Origin of the sequence: Pseudomonas sp. Irchel 3A5 (genome assembly GCF_900187575.1) — a bacterium.
GTDB lineage: Bacteria > Pseudomonadota > Gammaproteobacteria > Pseudomonadales > Pseudomonadaceae > Aquipseudomonas > Aquipseudomonas folii.
Window position 1 is genome coordinate 66,643 of record NZ_FYDU01000009.1, and the last position, 16,476, is coordinate 83,118.

14 protein-coding genes and 1 pseudogene are annotated in these 16,476 nt (G+C 57.8%); 2 read left to right on the plus strand and 13 right to left on the minus strand.

The genetic code is table 11. The annotated features are described in order from the left end of the window. Positions 1–7 precede the first annotated feature (7 nt). From CKW31_RS16425 to CKW31_RS16430, 3 genes and pseudogenes are all read right to left on the minus strand, one after another. Entirely contained in the window at positions 8–1,492 is a 1,485-nt protein-coding gene (locus tag CKW31_RS16425; protein ID WP_095097068.1) for a chemotaxis protein CheW, read from the minus strand. Further along, entirely contained in the window at positions 1,489–2,097 is a 609-nt protein-coding gene (locus CKW31_RS30395; RefSeq protein ID WP_371856760.1) for a methyl-accepting chemotaxis protein, read from the minus strand. The genes CKW31_RS16425 and CKW31_RS30395 overlap by 4 nt, the downstream gene beginning before the upstream one ends. 33 nt (positions 2,098–2,130) lie before the next feature. Next, a pseudogene (locus CKW31_RS16430) lies at positions 2,131–3,627 on the minus strand (PAS domain-containing protein); the annotation flags it as partial. Here CKW31_RS16430 and CKW31_RS29860 point away from each other — a divergent pair. Continuing rightward, positions 3,560–3,928 carry a hypothetical protein gene (locus CKW31_RS29860; RefSeq protein ID WP_176469902.1) on the plus strand — a complete coding sequence of 123 codons (369 nt, stop codon included), beginning with the start codon at positions 3,560–3,562 and terminating at the stop codon, positions 3,926–3,928. The pseudogene CKW31_RS16430 and the gene CKW31_RS29860 overlap by 68 nt on opposite strands. A gap of 211 nt (positions 3,929–4,139) precedes the next feature. On the opposite strand, the gene pcaC is transcribed toward CKW31_RS29860, so the two are convergent. The 8 genes from pcaC to CKW31_RS16475 all read right to left on the minus strand — a co-directional run bounded on the left by pcaC (position 4,140) and on the right by CKW31_RS16475 (position 11,828). Beyond that, positions 4,140–4,538 carry a 4-carboxymuconolactone decarboxylase gene (pcaC, locus tag CKW31_RS16440; protein ID WP_087266202.1) on the minus strand — a complete coding sequence of 133 codons (399 nt, stop codon included), beginning with the start codon at positions 4,536–4,538 and terminating at the stop codon, positions 4,140–4,142. Between the two features lie 14 nt (positions 4,539–4,552). After that, the gene (gene pcaD, locus CKW31_RS16445; protein WP_095097076.1) at positions 4,553–5,341 is read right to left on the minus strand and encodes a 3-oxoadipate enol-lactonase; all 789 of its coding nucleotides are present in this window, start codon (positions 5,339–5,341) and stop codon (positions 4,553–4,555) included. 139 nt (positions 5,342–5,480) lie between these two features. Continuing rightward, positions 5,481–6,833: a 3-carboxy-cis,cis-muconate cycloisomerase gene (locus CKW31_RS16450; RefSeq protein WP_095097079.1), complete on the minus strand. Its 1,353-nt coding sequence runs from the start codon at positions 6,831–6,833 to the stop codon at positions 5,481–5,483. Between the two features lie 16 nt (positions 6,834–6,849). Beyond that, entirely contained in the window at positions 6,850–8,199 is a 1,350-nt protein-coding gene (locus tag CKW31_RS16455; RefSeq protein WP_095097082.1) for an MFS transporter, read from the minus strand. Between the two features lie 162 nt (positions 8,200–8,361). Beyond that, entirely contained in the window at positions 8,362–8,964 is a 603-nt protein-coding gene (gene pcaG, locus CKW31_RS16460; RefSeq protein ID WP_095097085.1) for a protocatechuate 3,4-dioxygenase subunit alpha, read from the minus strand. Between the two features lie 12 nt (positions 8,965–8,976). After that, on the minus strand, positions 8,977–9,696 hold the full coding sequence (gene pcaH / locus CKW31_RS16465; RefSeq protein ID WP_095097088.1) for a protocatechuate 3,4-dioxygenase subunit beta: 720 nt from the start codon (positions 9,694–9,696) through the stop codon (positions 8,977–8,979). Positions 9,697–9,807: 111 nt separating this feature from the next. Further along, entirely contained in the window at positions 9,808–10,737 is a 930-nt protein-coding gene (gene pcaQ, locus CKW31_RS16470) for a pca operon transcription factor PcaQ (protein WP_095097090.1), read from the minus strand. A 218-nt stretch (positions 10,738–10,955) separates the two neighbouring features. Beyond that, complete coding sequence (locus CKW31_RS16475; RefSeq protein ID WP_095097094.1) at positions 10,956–11,828, minus strand: helix-turn-helix domain-containing protein; 873 nt, start codon at positions 11,826–11,828, stop codon at positions 10,956–10,958. Between the two features lie 121 nt (positions 11,829–11,949). On the opposite strand from CKW31_RS16475, the gene pobA reads away from it, so the two are divergent. Continuing rightward, complete coding sequence (gene pobA / locus CKW31_RS16480) at positions 11,950–13,134, plus strand: 4-hydroxybenzoate 3-monooxygenase (RefSeq protein ID WP_095097097.1); 1,185 nt, start codon at positions 11,950–11,952, stop codon at positions 13,132–13,134. Positions 13,135–13,507: 373 nt separating this feature from the next. Here the strand turns inward: pobA and CKW31_RS16485 are convergent, their stop codons facing one another. Both CKW31_RS16485 and CKW31_RS16490 read right to left on the minus strand, forming a co-directional pair. Next, complete coding sequence (locus CKW31_RS16485; protein WP_095097100.1) at positions 13,508–14,197, minus strand: dihydrofolate reductase family protein; 690 nt, start codon at positions 14,195–14,197, stop codon at positions 13,508–13,510. A 331-nt stretch (positions 14,198–14,528) separates the two neighbouring features. Beyond that, on the minus strand, positions 14,529–16,427 hold the full coding sequence (locus CKW31_RS16490; RefSeq protein WP_095097103.1) for a methyl-accepting chemotaxis protein: 1,899 nt from the start codon (positions 16,425–16,427) through the stop codon (positions 14,529–14,531). Between the last annotated feature and the right edge of the window lie 49 nt (positions 16,428–16,476).

The window sequence follows — 16,476 nt, forward strand, 5'->3', positions numbered from 1 at the left end:
TGGCCTGTCAGGCCACGGCACTGGCAGGTTGCAACAGCCTTGCCTCCAGTTGCCGGGCAATGCCCTGCAGGTCCATCAACGTGGCCCGCCAGCTGTTTGCGCCGCTGCCGATGCTCACCAGCGAGCGCGCCCGATCATTGACCGACACCACTTTGCCCGCATTGGTCTGCCAACCCTGAGCGAGCATCGTCGGGTCAAACTGGTTAAACGAATCAATGGCTTCCACCTGGGACACTGCAAAGCCAAACGTCAGCGTTTCTCCCCTGACGACCAGCACGCGCGACAGCGGCGTATGGGGTTGCGGCAGCGATTCGATCAGGCTGCTGAGACACAACAGTGGAAGCTGCTCGCCCCGCAGATTGAATTGCCCCAGCAAGTGATTTTCCGGCTGAGCAAGGCCGATCATGTGCGTCGGTATCGAAAGAATTTCCAGTACCTGACTGAGCGGCGCGACGAACTGGGTCGGCGACTTGAATAACAGACAGGCCTGACGCATGACCGCTTTCGCCTTGCTCGCCCGGCTTTCTGATGATTGCGGTTGAGTCTGATAAAGCGCGGCGTAGTTCTTGACTCCGGATCGCTCCAGCAGAGCCTGATGATTGATCAGTACAGCCTGCAATCCCTCACCGAGGTTCATTACACCAGCCAACAGCTCCGGCTCGCGCAAGCCATAGGCAGGCATCGGCAGCAGGCTGTGGGGGTCCCGACGCTCAATGGCAACCATTCGGTCGTAACCAAAACCGGACACCCTGCCGTCGGTGGCCGTCAGCAACAAAAGCTGGCTCTTGGCTTGCGCGTTACTGCAGTCGAAACCCAACACCTGAGACAAACTCAGGACCGGAATTTTAGTATCACGGATCACGGTTACGCCCAGGCAATAGCCATTCCCAAAATCGGTCGGCGCGACCTGGGGCTTGTCCACCAACTCGGTGACCACGCTGGCATCAATGCTGAAATGTTGCCCGTCACACTCAAACACCAGGTAATGACGCAACTGGCTTTTCGCTTGCAACGTATCGCGACTGATCGGGCCCGCCGCCGTGTCCGCGGCGAACAGCACGCCGGGCAAGCTTGCCAGAAACGCCAGATCCAGCATGTAGATCAAGCGACTGTCATCAGCGGTCATGATCAGCGTGGGGATCAACCCGCCGCCCTCGCCGCCCGGCCCCAATGGGCAGAGCTGAGCGTCGGATGCCTTGACGATGTCGCACACGGCATCAATGGCAACGCCCAACAGGCCGCCGTTGTACTTGAGAATGGCAACCAGCGGGGTTGGCGCTTGCTCTGGCATGTCGTCGCTGAGCAAAGATCGTAGATCCACCAACGGAACCGGTCTGCCCCTTAAGGTGAAGACCCCGGCCAGTACACCGCGCGTGACAGGATGGCGTTGCAGATTGGTCGGCCAATGAACGGCCTCCATCAACGAGGTGGCTTCGATGCCCAGAAACGCACCGTTTATCTGCACCACGCCATAGGCGCGCAAGGTGTTCATGCAGGCAGCCCGGAAGGCTTGCTGGTACGGGCACTGGTATTCACAACGCCCTGCTCATTGCCAACCTTGGTCTGGTGCAATTCGAAAATGAGGGTTTCTACCTGACCCGCCGAATCCATTTGCTTGGCGGTTGCGGCATTGATGCTGTCGATGGCAACGGTGGTCTCGTTGACCCCTTTGACGATCTGCTCGAACGCGCTGCCGGCACTCAAGGAAATCTCGCTGCCGGATTTAATGCGGCTGACGGTTTCCAGGATCAGTTTGTTGATTTCCTTGGTGGCCAGCGAAGACTTCTCGGCCAGCTTGCGCACCTCATCAGCCACCACCGAGAAGCCCAGGCCATGTTCACCGGCTCTGGCAGCTTCGATGGCTGCGTTGAACGCGAGCATGTTGGTCTGGCTGGCGATTTCACTGATGACCTGAATGATGTCCTGAATATCTTCAGCAGACTTGCCAATCATGGTCATGGCTTCGGCTGCCCGGACCAGCGTTTCCGAGCCCTGACTGGCCTGTTCACGGGTCAGTCTGGCCAGGTCAGTGGCCTGATCAGTGCTCTGCGCCACATAGGAAATGGCGCTCATCAGGTTTTGCACTGAAGCGTCCATGGCTCGGGTTTTGGCTTCGATGGCTTCTTCCAGTTCGACCTGTTGAGTGATGTCCGTGGCGAACTTCACCACTTTATAAGGTTTGCCATCGCTGTCGAACACGGGGTTGTAGGTCGCTTGAATCCAGATGTGCTGGCCAAACTTGCTCAAACGCATGAACCGTCCGGAGAAGAACTGCCCTTGAGACAGGTCATGCCAGAACTCCCGGTACGCGGTGCTGCGCACATATTCTTCATCGCAGAAGATACGGTGGTGCTGACCACGCAGCTCTTGCAGGCTGTAACCCAGCGACTTGAGGAAGTTGGCGTTGGCATTGAGAATATTGCCCGCCATATCGAACTCGATCACGGCTTGCGCACGATCAATCGCATTGACCTTGCCCTGACGCTCAGCGCTGCTTTCTTTTATTTCGGTGACATCCAGCGCGAACTTGACCACTTTGTAAGGCTGGCCATGGGAGTCGAGGATCGGGTTGTAAGTGGCCTGAATCCAGATTTCCTTGCCGTCTTTGCGCTTGCGTCGATATTCATTGGTGTCGTATTCGCCGCGACCGAGTTTTTCCCAAAACTCGCGGTAGCCCATGCTGGAACCGAACTCTTCGGTGCAGAACATCCGGTGCGGCTGGCCGATCACTTCGTCCAGCTCATAACCAAACACCGCGAGGAAATTAGGGTTGGCAGACAGGACTTTGCCGGTCAGGTCAAATTCGATCACCGCCTGAGAGCGCTCGATGGCGGTGACCTTGCCGACGAACTCGGCATTGCGGGCACGCACTTCAGTGACGTCGTTGGCAAACTTCACGATTTTGTACGGACGGCCATCGGGATCAAAGATTGGGTTGTAGGTGGCGCTGATCCAGACTTCACGCCCGCCCTTGCCCAGTCGCATGTACTCGCCGGAATCGTATTCACCACGTTCAAGCTTGGCCCAGAAGGCCCGATAGGCCGGGCTGTTGAGGTATTGATCATCGCAGAACATGCGATGGTGCTGGCCCAGCACTTCGTCCAGACGGTAGCCAAGAACATTAAGAAAATTTTCATTGGCCGCCAGCACGCGACCATTCAGATCAAACTCGATCACGCCCTGAGAACGCTGAATGGCTTCAACCTTGCCTTCGTACTCCGCATTGCGCATGCGCTGATCGGTAATGTCCGTGGCGAACTTCACGACTTTGAACGGCTCGCCGGCCTGATTCAGAATCGGGTTATACGTCGCCTGCAACCAGATTTCGTTGCCGCCCTTGCCCAGCCGTTTGTACTGCCCCTGATCAAACTGCCCGGCCGCCAGCTTTCGCCAGAAATCGGCATACTCAGGGCTTGAAGCGTATTCCGGGGTGCAGAACATCCGATGATGGCGGCCCTGAACTTCTTCGAGACGATAGCCCACCTTGTCGAGAAAATTGGCGTTGGCCTGCAGTATGTTGCCTTCCAGATCAAACTCGATCATCGCCTGGGAATGATTGATGGCATTCATCAAAGAGTTCAGATCGATGGCAGATTCAACAGATGAGTTTGCAGATGGAGTAGACATGGGCGGGTCTCGAAAAGGGAGCAATCGTCGGGTTCTTATTGTTGCGTTGTCGGCCCTGACTGAAACTTCCTTAATGAAACTTCACAACCATCCGATCAGCGGGTGGCTATGTGCCATTAATGACGGATTGAGCGTAACTTACGTTATTCCGCTGCCCTTGATAATCATTATTTTCAATAGATCCGATAATATTTTCCGGAACTTTTCCATTGCCGCCAAGGTCCCGCCCGCCGTGCCGTACAGGCAACAAGACCGCCCGATCGCCCTTATCTGGATTCAAATATGGATCCAATTAACCTGACGTCAAAGTGCCTTTGGGGACAAAGACAATTATTGAGCTTTTGCAGCCCTCATACTGAAAAGGCATAACGGCAGAAGGTCATATCGCAAAAAAGACCGCCCGACTCTTCAGTCTTAAAGCGGCCTTAACTTCTTCAAATCACACTGTCTACTGATAACTCAATACACGCTCTGCAAAATGCACCTTGATGCAGTGTTGCATTGAGCGTTCATCATGCCTTGTCGAGCGACTCGACGCCCATTTCATCCCAGACCTCTTCTGCCAGGTGAAACGTCGCGTTGGCCGCCGGAATACCGCAGTAGATTGCGCTCTGCATCAGCACTTCCTTGATCTCTTCGCGAGTCACACCATTGTGCTTTGCCGCCTTGAGATGCAGGCGCAGTTCGCCTTCACGGTTCATACCGATCAGCATGGCGATCGTCACCAGGCTGCGGGTGTGACGCGGCAGGCCAGGGCGAGTCCAGATGTCACCCCAGGCGTGGCGGGTGATCATTTCCTGAAACTCTTCGTTGAACGGCGTGAGTTTCTTCAGGCTGTTGTCGACATGGGCATCGCCCAGCACAGCGCGACGCACTTGCATGCCGGCTTCGTAACGTTGTTTTTCGTCCATTGCAAACTCCGGATTCAGGCTTTCAAGAAAGTCACGACACGATCACCAAACGCCCTTCCCGCTTCGATGCTGGAAAGGTGTGCAGCGTGAAATTCGGCGTACTCGGCACCGGCGATGCGCTCGGTCAGAAAACGCCCGTCGGCGGGTGTGGTAACAGCATCCTGGGTGCCGCAAACCACCAGCACCGGCAGCGTAATTGCACTGATCTGCTCGCGGAAATCCGCGTCGCGCACCGCTGCGCAGTTGGCGGCATAGCCCTGTGGTGAGGTCTGGGCCAGCATGTCCACCACAGGCTCTACCCGCTGCGGCTCGGCTTTGGCAAATTCAGGAGTGAACCAGCGTGCAACCGACGCCTCGCGCAGTGCCTGCATAGCGCCTTCGCCGTCGCGCAAGACGGTTTCAATACGCGGGTTCCAGACATCAGGAGTGCCGATCTTCGCCGCGGTGTTGCACACCACCACCCGTTGCAGACGCTGCGGCGCATTGATCGCCAGCCACTGGCCAATCAGACCGCCCATGGACAGACCGCAGAACAACACGCTCGGCAGTTGCAAGGCGTCCAGCAAGGCCAATACGTCGCGGCCGTTCTGCTCGATGCTGTAAGGCCCTTCGGTCACCAGCGATTGACCGTGCCCGCGGGTGTCGTAGCGCAGCACCTGAAAGTGCTCGGTGAAAGCAGGCATCTGCGAATCCCACATGCTCAGATTGGTGCCCAGCGAATTGGACAACAGCAAAACCGGCGCGCCTTGCGGGCCATCGAGTTGGTAATGCAGATCGCCGTCGGGGAGTTGGATGAAAGGCATTTTTGGCTCCTGTGGGTTGAATTGGAAATCATTCCCTGTGGGAGCGGTGCTTGCCCGCGATAAGGCTGGACGCGATCTAAAGTGAACCGCGTTCAGCCTTATCGCGGGCAAGCACCGCTCCCACAGTTGAAGTCCTGCGCTAAATCTTGGCCAAGGCCACCGCCCTCTCCACCCACTGCTGCGCAAGGCCTAGGTAGTTGGCAGGATCAAGCAGATGGTCCAGTTCTGCGGCAGAAAGCTCGGCACTGACCTGTGGATCTGCGCCAAGCACTTCGCGCAGGTGCAGGCCCTGCTGAACGGCTCGACGGCAGCTTTGTTCAATCAGATGATGCGCAGCGTCGCGGCCTATACGCTGGGCCAAAGCGATGCTGACCGCCTCGGCAAGCACCAGGCCTTGGGTGGAATCCAGATTGGTGAGCATCTGCTCTGCGTTAACTTCCAGCGCAGGAATCACTTGCAAAGCCTGCTGCAGCGATCCGGAGACCAGGCAGCACAATTCAGGCAAGGTTTCCCATTCGGCGTGCCACAGACCGAGGCTGCGCTCGTGCTCCTGAGGCATGGCCGCGAACATCGTTGCAACCAGCCCTGGTGCGCGCACGGAAGCGCTGATCATCACCGCCGCTCCCACAGGATTGCGCTTGTGGGGCATGGTCGATGATCCGCCCTTGCCTGCTGCCGCTGGCTCGAAGACTTCGCCCACTTCAGTCTGCATCAACAGACTGATATCCCGGCCAATCTTGCCCAGGCTACCGGCGATCAGGCCCAGCCAGCTGGCGAACTCCACCAGACGGTCACGCTGGGTGTGCCATGGCTGCTCCGGCAAGCTCAGTTGCAGTTCGCGGGCCAACGCTTCGGCAACGGGCATAGCGTGATTGCCCAATGCCGCGAGGGTGCCGGAAGCGCCGCCAAACTGGAGGCTCAACAACCTTGGTTTGAGTTCTTGCAAGCGTTGACGATGACGGGTTACCGCCCCCAGCCATCCGGCGATTTTCATGCCGAGAGTGACCGGGGTCGCCTGCTGCAACCAGGTGCGCCCGGCCAATGGCGTCGCGGCATAGCGCTGGGCCTGTCCGGAAAGCGTTTCAGCCAGCTCAGCCAGATCCCGTTCCAGCAACACAATGGCGGCGCGTAATTGCAGCACCAGTCCGCTGTCCATCACATCCTGGCTGGTAGCGCCCATGTGCACGTAGCGTTCAGCCGTTGGATTACGTGCAGCGATCTTCTTGCCCAGCGCCTTGACCAGCGGGATGGCTGAATTACCGGCGTTGCCAATCGCAACTGCCAACTCGGCAAGGTCGAACAGCTCGGCGCGGCAACTGGCCTGAATGTCTTCGACCACCTCAGCGGGAATCAACCCCGTGCCGGCCTCGGCCCGGGCCAGCGCCGCTTCAAAGTCGAGCATGCCTTGCAGCCGACCATGATCTGAGAAGATTTCGCTCATCTTCGGCTGGCTGAAATACGCGTCGAAAAGTTGCTGACTCGATCTGTTCAAAACATGACTCCAGAATTCATGTGGCATCCGAATGGCTGACCCAGCCTTTGATCAGCACCGCAATGGCCGCCAGTGCCGCGGGCACCACCAGCGCGGTCAGTACTTGCTCGAAATTCCAGCCCAGGCCCAGCAACGTGGCACCTGCCCATGCGCCGAGAATCGCACCGAAACGCCCGATACCCAGCATCCACGAAACCCCCGTGGCACGACCCTGAGTGGGATAGAACCGCGCCGCCAGCGAAGGCATTGCCGATTGCGCACCGTTGATACACATACCGGCCAACAGCACCAGAGTCGCCAACACGGCGACATTACCCAGGCTCTGCCCCACCAGCCAGGCGAACACGCCCGCCAGAAAGTACGCGCAGCCAATCACTTTGTGCGGGTTGTACTTGTCCATGGCCCAGCCCACACCAACCGCGCTTAATACGCCGCCAAACTGAAACAGAGCCCCGATAAAGGCCGATTGTTCCATGCTCGCGCCGCTGTCGCGCATCAGGGTCGGCAACCAACTCGTCAGCAGGTAAACGATCACCAGGCCCATGAAATAGGTCAGCCACAGCAATAAGGTCCCGGCGCTGTAGGTGCCGGAAAATATGACTTTCAAAACGTTACGACTGCGCACAGTTTTCTGTTCCGGCACGCTGAAGTCTTTGGCGGCGTTGACTTCCTGACGGGAGATCGGGGCCAGCACCTTGCGAATCCGGTCCACGCCGAGGTTGCGTACCACCAGAAAACGCGCCGACTCCGGCAGCCAGATCATCAGCACTACAGTGAGGATCAGCGGCAGAATCCCGCCGAGCATCAACAGGCTGTGCCAACCCATGGCAGGGATCAGCTTGGCGGAAACAAAACCGCCGCAGGCCATGCCGAGGTTGAAGCCGCAGAACATGCTGGTCACCAGCAGTGACTTGAGACGCTCCGGGGTGTATTCCGAGAGCAACGTGGTGGCATTGGGCATCGCAGCGCCAAGGCCAAGACCGGTGAGCAAGCGCAGGATCAGCAATTGATCGATGTTGCTGCTGTACGCCGACAGCAGGCTGAACAGACCGAACAGAAAAACGGCCACGACCAGCACGACCTTACGTCCAAAACGGTCAGCCAGCGGACCGGAACCCAGCGCACCGAACACCATGCCGATCAGCGCGGCGCTCATCACCGGGCCAAGGCTGGCACGGTCGATGCCCCACTCCGCACTCAATGCGGGGGCGATGAAACCCATGGCGGCCGTGTCGAGACCATCAAGAAATACAATCAGAAAACACAGGATCACCACTCGCCACTGATAACGGGACAAGGGTTGAGCATTGATAAAGGCCTGCACATCGAGTGTGCCGGCCTCGGGCACGCGAGCCGAGAGCGTCATGGTGGTTCCTTGTTATTGTTTTTTGGGGTCGCTATTTGAATATAAATACTCTTTGTAGGAGCGCACGAGCACCGCGAGGCCGCGCTGGCGGTGTATCAGGCAGACCGCCATCGCGGCCTCGCTTTGCTCGTGCGCTCCTACAGATTCGCGTGTATCTGTAAATCAAAAATCGAAAAACACCGTCTCATCTTCACCCTGCACCCGGATGTCAAAACGGTATGCCAGCTTGCCGTCGACCGTGCAACGCTTGGCAACAAGGGTCTCACGGCGGATAGGCTGTTCGATCAGGTTCAGGACCGGGTCCTTTGCATTGGCTTCAGCTTCGTCGTCGAAATACAGCCGCGTCTGCAGATGGATATTGATGCCACGGGCAAACAGCGACACGTTGATGTGTGCCGCCATGGGCACACCCGCCGCGTTATGCACGGTGCCAGGCTTGATCGTGTTCAACAACCACTGGCCATCTTCTCCCGTGGCGGTACGACCGAAGCCGTTGAAGGGTTTTTCCGGGTCGTAAATCGGGTCGTAATGACCCTTGTGGTCTGCTTGCCAGAATTCCAGAAAGGCGTCACGAATCAGGTGACCGTTACCATCGAAAACATTACCCAGCAGCACGATGTGCTCGCCCGGTGCATTGGGCAGGACCATTTCGTGAGTGATTTCCAGATCACGGGGCGGATTGCCCGCGGCTTCCAGCGCCAGGCCGATATGCACGTAAGGGCCAGCCGTTTGTGAAGGTGTTTCAGGCAGCAATTGAACCGGCATGTCATAAGCTCCTTAGCGATTTTCGAAGTGCGTCGCGCGCTGACCACGCAGGACGATATCAAAGCGATAAGCCAGGCTGTCCATCGGATTGGCCATGCCCATGTCGAGCCGGGCAATCAGACTCTGCACCGCGTCCGGATCGGCAATCGATTTGACGATCGGGCATAACGGGATCAGCGGATCACCTTCGAAATACAGCTGCGTGATCAAGCGTGTCGCAATCGACGGACCACTGATCGACACATGAATATGCGCCGGGCGCCAGTCATTGGGGCCGTTGCGCCACGGGTAAGGACCGGGTTTGACGGTACGGAAACTGTAGTTGCCATCACGATCGGTCAAGGCCCGACCTACTCCGCCGAAGTTCGGATCGATGGGCGCCAGGTAGGCATCGCGCTTGTGGCGATAACGGCCACCCGCGTTGGCTTGCCAGATCTCCACCAGGGTGTGCGGAATCGGCTTGCCGTATTGGTCATACACCCGCCCGGCCAGAATGATCCGCTCGCCAATGGGCAGACCGCCGTTATTGAAGTTCAGCAACAGGTCGTTGTCGTGCTCGCCGAATTTCAGATGGGAAAAGTCCGGGCCGGTGGCTTCGGAGACCGATTGCGGAATGCTGACCAGCGCCTGTCGCGGGGAGCGCAGGATCGAGGTCTTGTAATCGGGGGTCAGTGCTTTGGGGTGCCAGTTTCGGTCACGGACGACGAAACGGCTGCTGCTCGCATCAGACATGCGGTTCTCCCTGGTTTTTTATAATGAGGAGTCTTTGTTGATGTCGCGCAGTTTCTCCCGACTTAACCAAAACCTGAACTGAATAAATCAAACTCATCCATATCCAAATGGTTATGGATGATCTGTCTGGACGTAGGCCTTGCCCGCTTCCTGCAACACATCGACGCACCACTGCGCGGCTCGCGACAAAGGCAGCGCCGGATTGCTGCAAATGCCCACCGAGCCGCCGGGTTCGCGAATACCAAGCTCCAGCTCGTGCAGCTCACCGGTGCGCAAATCCTGCTGAACGGCATCGAAAGGCGCGATCCAGATCGCGTCGCTGCATTGCACGTAACGGCGGCTCAAGGTCAGCGACAGGGTTTCCAGACGCTGGCGTGGCGGGCTGATACCGCATTGCACGAACAGGCTGTCGGCAAACTTGCGAATGGTGGTGCCTGCCAGGGGCAGAACCATGGGGTAATTTTCCAGGCTTTCACGGCGCAACGAGCCCTCCAGCAACGGGTGGTCGCGCCGGACGACAAGGGTCATGGATTCGCTGTACAGGTGCTCAAAGGTCAGACCCTGAATCTGTGGACTGTCGGTCATTCGACCGACCACCAGATCCAGTTCGCCGACCCGCAATTGCGAAAGCAGATAGGCGCTGGGGCCCGTCATGACGCTGACGATCAATGCCGGATGACGCTCATGCAGACGGCGCACCACTTCCGGGACCAGCAGGCTTTCCACGGTCGATAACACCCCGAGCCGGGCGGTCACCGGCTCATGCTCGCCGGAACGCAGGCTGTTCACGCCTTCACGCAACGACTGCACGCTGGGCCCGGCAAAGCGCAGAAACGCCACGCCCGCCTCGGTCAACGCTGCGCCGCTTTTACTGCGCAGAAACAGTTGGGTTTCCAGCAGGGTTTCCAGCTCCTTGAGGGTTTTGGAAAGTGCTGGCTGACTGATCGCCAACTGATCCGACGCCCGCGCCAGACTGCCTTGGCGGGCAACCTCGAGGAAACACACCAGGTGACGGAATTTGATTCGGGTATCAATGTTCAATTCGGTGGCCGCCTTACTTTTTTTACGAATTCGTGATGATTTTCTTTGGTGCTCATCAACAACACACAATTACTTGAGTTGGAACACTATCCCTGTGGGAACGGTGCTTGCCCGCGATCAGGCTGGATGCGATCTAAAGTGAACCGCGTCCAGCCTGATCGCGGGCAAGCACCGCTCCCACAAGGTAATCGCATTCCAAACCCAGCCGCTGCGCGCTCTCATCGCTGCCCCCGAAACTGCCTGGGCGACTGGCCCGTGCAGCGTTTGAAGAATCGGGAAAAGTAAGCAGGTTCGGAAAACCCCAACCGGTCCGAAATCTGATTGATGGTCAGTGTGGTGTAAACCAGATCGCGCCTGGCTTCCAGCAGCAGACGCTGATTGATGATCTGTAGCGCCGACTGATCGGTCAGCCGTCGACACAGGCTGTTCAGCCAGGCAGCGCTGATATTCAGCTGTTCAGCGTAGTGCTCGATGGACCAGTGCTGGCGGAACTGCTCGCCTACCAACCGGGTAAACGCCTGCAGATGCTCGCGGCCTTTTTCATGGGAGGGCATCGCGGATGAAGACAGCGCAATGCTGCGCCGATCCAGCCAGATCGACAGTAGAGTGACCAGCGCATGCAGCATCGAGTCCCGTCCGGATTTATGCTGCGCGTACTCGTCACTGATCGAAGCAAATAACGGGTCCAGCTGCTTGCGCTGCTCACTGTCGACCCCATGGCAATGGGCGGTACTCAGTGCTGGAGACGCCAGCGCCGCACTCAATTGTTCCGCCAACGGTTGCGCCAGGCTGAGGATGTAACCCTGGATATCCGGGGAAAAACTGAAACGATGCACGCTCAATGCCGGAATTACCTGCAAGGCAGCGCTTTCCACCTGCCGGGTGACACCTTCGACATGCAGGGTTGCCTGCCCGGACTGCACGTAAAGCAACTGGACAAGGTCGCTGTGGGAGTGGGTCTGTATTTCCCAGCCATGGAGCTGACTTCGCTCAGGTATCGACTCGCAATGCAGCAGATCGGGGGTCGGCCAGAGCGCTGTTTCGCCGTAGAGCTTGAATACCGGGACGCTTTCAGCAACCGCATCACGCATGTCAGCCCTCCTCGACGAGTTATGAAAAGTCCAGAAAATGCAGCGCATAATGTCTTCTTCTCTGCTCAACAGCCACTAAAAATACAGGACAGATAAAAACAACATATAAAAAGGTTCTGCCATGAAAACCCAGATCGCCATTATTGGCTGCGGGCCGTCCGGCCTTTTACTCGGTCAATTGCTCCAGCAGGCCGGTATCGACAACGTCATCGTCGAACGCAAGAATCCCGAGCATATCCTCTCCCGAATCCGCGCTGGCGTGCTTGAACAAGGCACCGTCGACCTGCTGCGTGAGGCCGGGGTCAGCCAGCGTCTGGACAGCGAAGGCCTGCCCCACGACGGTTTCCAGGTGGCTTTCGACGGGCGCACTGAACGCATTGATCTGCAGAGTCTGACGGGCGGCAAACACGTCACGGTCTACGGCCAGACCGAAGTCACCCGCGACCTGCTGCAAGCGCGGGACGCATCAGGCGCCATCAGCTTCTTCGATGCCTGCAATGTCCAGCCTCATGATCTGAAAACCGATGCCCCTTATCTGACCTTCGAGCATGAGGGCCAGAGCATACATCTGGATTGCGACTACATCGCCGGGTGCGATGGCTTCCATGGCGTCTCCCGGCAGGCGATTCCTGCCGAAGCGCTGGAAGTTTTCGAAAGGGTCTATCCGTTTGGCTGGCTTGGCGTGCTGGCGGATACCCCGCCCGTCAGTGAGGAGTTGATCTACGCTCGTCACGAACGCGGCTTCGCCCTGTGCAGCATGCGCTCGCCCACGCGTACCCGGTATTACGTGCAGGTGGATGCAGGGGAAAAAATCGAGGACTGGCCGGATGAGCGGTTCTGGGATGAACTCAAGCGCCGTCTGCCCGCTGATGTCGCCCAGCGCCTGGTCACGGGCACATCCATTGAAAAGAGCATCGCTCCGCTGCGCAGCTTCGTGGTTGAGCCAATGCAATACGGTCGGCTGTTTCTGCTGGGTGACGCCGCGCATATCGTGCCACCTACCGGGGCCAAAGGTTTGAACCTGGCAGCCAGCGACGTCAATACGCTGTATCGCATCCTGATCAAGGTGTATCGCGAGGGCCGCACCGATCTCTTGCAACGCTATTCAGAGATTTGCCTGCGTCGGGTGTGGAAAGCCGAGCGGTTTTCCTGGTGGATGACCTCAATGCTGCATCGCTTTCCCGACAACGACTCGTTCAGCCAGCGCCTGCAACAAACCGAGCTGGACTACTTTGTCGGTTCAGACGCAGGCCGCCGCAGTATTGCGGAAAATTATGTAGGTCTGCCATTCGAAGACATCCAATAAGCTGGAGCGCTTTGAACAGCCTGAAATAGCGCGCTGCACCGCAAAGCAACTGAAAATCAAGGGAAAATCAGTATTTTTGTGGCTGTTCATTTCGTGATCATTGGCCAAAAACCGCAGCCCATATGGCTTTGGCAATGTTATCCACAGACATACCCCCACTTTTCGTGGACAACTTTTGTCTGGTTTTGTGAAGTGGATTCAGGGAGGCATATGTGCCCCCGATTGGCAATGCAAAATCTGTACGACACACCAGAAACCTGTAGGAGCTCACGAACACCGCGAGGCGGCGATGGCGGAGTGTCAGACAAACCGCCATCGCTGCCTCGCGGTGCTCGTGAGCTCCTACAGGGAATTTGCCTGACGTGAAGTCGCGTCAAGCCCGCATTTTGTACCGCAACCACACTCCACCTTCGTCCTGAACATCGGCCGACACCAGTTTCAGGTAAGCCGGTTGCTTCCAGGCCTCGGTCGATACCTCGAAAGAGGCGGGATGCTCGCCTCGGCCGTCGATCAATGGCAGCAGCAAAACGCTGACTTCGTCCACCAGCCCCGCATTCAGGAATGAACCGCTGACATGGGGTCCGCCTTCTACGATCAGACGCTTGCGGCCCAGTTCGCTGGCGAGGATGTCGACGACTTCATTCAGATCGATGTCGGTCTTGCCGCCGAAAATGTAGGACACATTGATGGATTGCAGATACGCGAGGTAATCGTCTTCCACGGATTCGCTGACCACTTCAACCACATGGGAGCCCAGCGCCTGATTGCTCTTCCAGGCCACTTTGCCGTGTGGATCGATGGAGATGGCGTAGGTTTCAGCGTTGCGGTCAGCGAAATGATGGGTGCGTGGCACCGAAGATTTGGCCAGCCCACGAGGGTAATCGTCGCCGTGAGAGATTTCCTGCATGGTCACGCGGCCGCAGATCCATGCATCGAAATTGAAAGTCTTTGCCAGCTCCTCATAGAGATCGCCAGCCGCATTCTTGAAAGGCCGCTCCCAACCATCAGTCAGGGCGTGGCCGTCCAGCGAGGACATCATGTGGCAGATGATATAAGGCTTCATGGTAGTGCTCCGGGCAGGTGACTTCGCCAAGCATGGCGTTGTAGTACCGACCCGTAGCGTTTGGGGATAGTTCGATTGCTGATGCTGCCAACGTCATCGGAGCCTTCAGCAGCTCTTATACACCCCCCCTGAATTTAAGAGCAACTTCCTGTAGGAGCGCGCTTGCCCGCGATTGCGTCAGCCCAGGCAATATATCCATCGACTGACAGACCGAATCGCGGGCAAGCGCGCTCCTACAGGTCTCCGGTCGCTGCGCGACAGCGTGGTGTCAGGGACATTGGTGTGTTCCTACAAGTCAGTTCGCGGTGCCGTGGACACCGCGAGTGACCCATCAAAGCTTGAACTTGCCCACCATGCTCTGCAGGTGCACGCCCAACCGCGCCAGCTCAACGCTGGACGCTGCGGTCTCTTCACTGGCAGCGGAGGTCTGCTCGGAAATATCCCGGACATTCAGCACGCTGCGGTTGATCTCGTCGGCCACGGCGGATTGCTGTTCGGCCGCTGCGGCGATCTGCTGATTCATCAACTCGATGGACGAAACAGAACGCGTGATGCTGACCAGAGACGTAGCAGCACGTTGAGTCAGTTCCACGCTGCTGTCGGTCAACGAGCGGCTGTTTTCCAGAATGGTTGCGACGCGCTGGGTACCGGTGTGCAGCCCGGTGATCAGGCCTTCAATTTCTTCGGTGGACGTCTGGGTACGTTGCGCCAGGCTGCGGACTTCGTCAGCTACCACGGCAAAACCACGGCCGGCTTCACCGGCACGTGCCGCTTCAATGGCAGCGTTGAGGGCCAGCAGGTTGGTTTGCTGCGCCACCGACTTGATCACGTCCAGCACGCTGCCGATCTTGTCGCTTTCGCTTTGCAGATCGTTCATGGCGACGGTGGAGTGGCCGACTTCTTCAGCCAGTCGACCAATCTGCTGCATGGCTTGGGTCACCACCTCATCGCCCTGCTTCGCTTCGCGGCTGGCGTTGACGGCGGCTTCGGAAGCCTCTTCAGCGTTGCGTGCGACTTCCTGCACCGTGGCGGTCATTTCGTTCATGGCGGTGGCCACCTGATCGGTTTCCACCTTCTGGCTATTCACGCCCGCGCTGGTCTGCTCGGTCACCGCTGACAGCTGCTCGGCGGCACTGGCGATCTGCACCACACCATCACTGATACCGCCAATCAGATCACGCAGCCCCACGGTCATGCGCTGCATGCTGGTTTGCAGCTGGCCCAATTCGTCTTTGCGAGTGACCGCCATGTTGTGGCTCAGATCACCATTGGCTACGAACTCGGCATTGCGCAGGGTTTCCATCAAAGGCCCGACGATCAGGCGAGTGATGAGCCATGCAGCCAGAATGCCGAACAGCAGCGCAGCGAGGGTCGCGCCCGCCAGAAACATGTTGGCGTTATTCACGTCATTGGTGCGCAGCACGATCTGGTTGGCGGTCATTTTCTTGCTGGCTTCCAGCAATCGGGTTACGTCGTTCGTCAGGGCAATCTGCGCCTGCTCGGCCTTGCTGACGCTATCGCTGAACTGCGCGATAGCGGCTCGAAATGCGACCAGCGCCTGGTCAATGCCCTGAACGGCTTGAGGTGAAGACTGACTGAGATTCTTCAGGTTGTTACGCGCTGCATCTACAGCGGCGAGTGCTGGTTGCAGGTATTCAGGCTTGGTGCTGTAGGTGTAAGTCTGAGCGTGGGAGCGTGCCTGCTGAATGAGGCGATTCTGTGTGGTCATGGCCCGAGCCTGCGAGTCCGCCTCGCCCGCCTCGTCCTGAATTTTTTCCAGTTCCGCGATCATCGTATCAACCTGAGCGCTGATCGAACTGCGTGCCGCCTCACGACTCTGGGTCGCCTGGACGAAATCGTTGAAATGGTTTTTGTAGACAGCCACGGCATCACTGACTTCGCCAATCAGGCCAAGGCTGGCGCCGGTGACGAAAAAGGTTTTCATGTGACGGGTCTGGGTTTCCAGCTTGCCAAGATAGCTGGTGACCGCAGCGGCACGCTCGGCATCCGGGTTAAGCATGTAACTCAGTCGAGCAATGCGCAGGTCACGCGCCTGTTCGTTGAGGGTCGCGATGGATGCCACCTTGTCACCACGCTCGGCCAACGATTGCAAACCGGACCAGCCGGTAAAAGCGATCAAACACGTAAGGATCAGCACCAGAGCGAAGCCTAGTGAAAGTTTTGCTTTGACACTGATATTCGCCAGTGTTGTGTTAATCGCTGTGAGCATAGAACCGTCCGGTTAATGATGAGGTTGATGAGGGCGGCCCTGCTCTCTT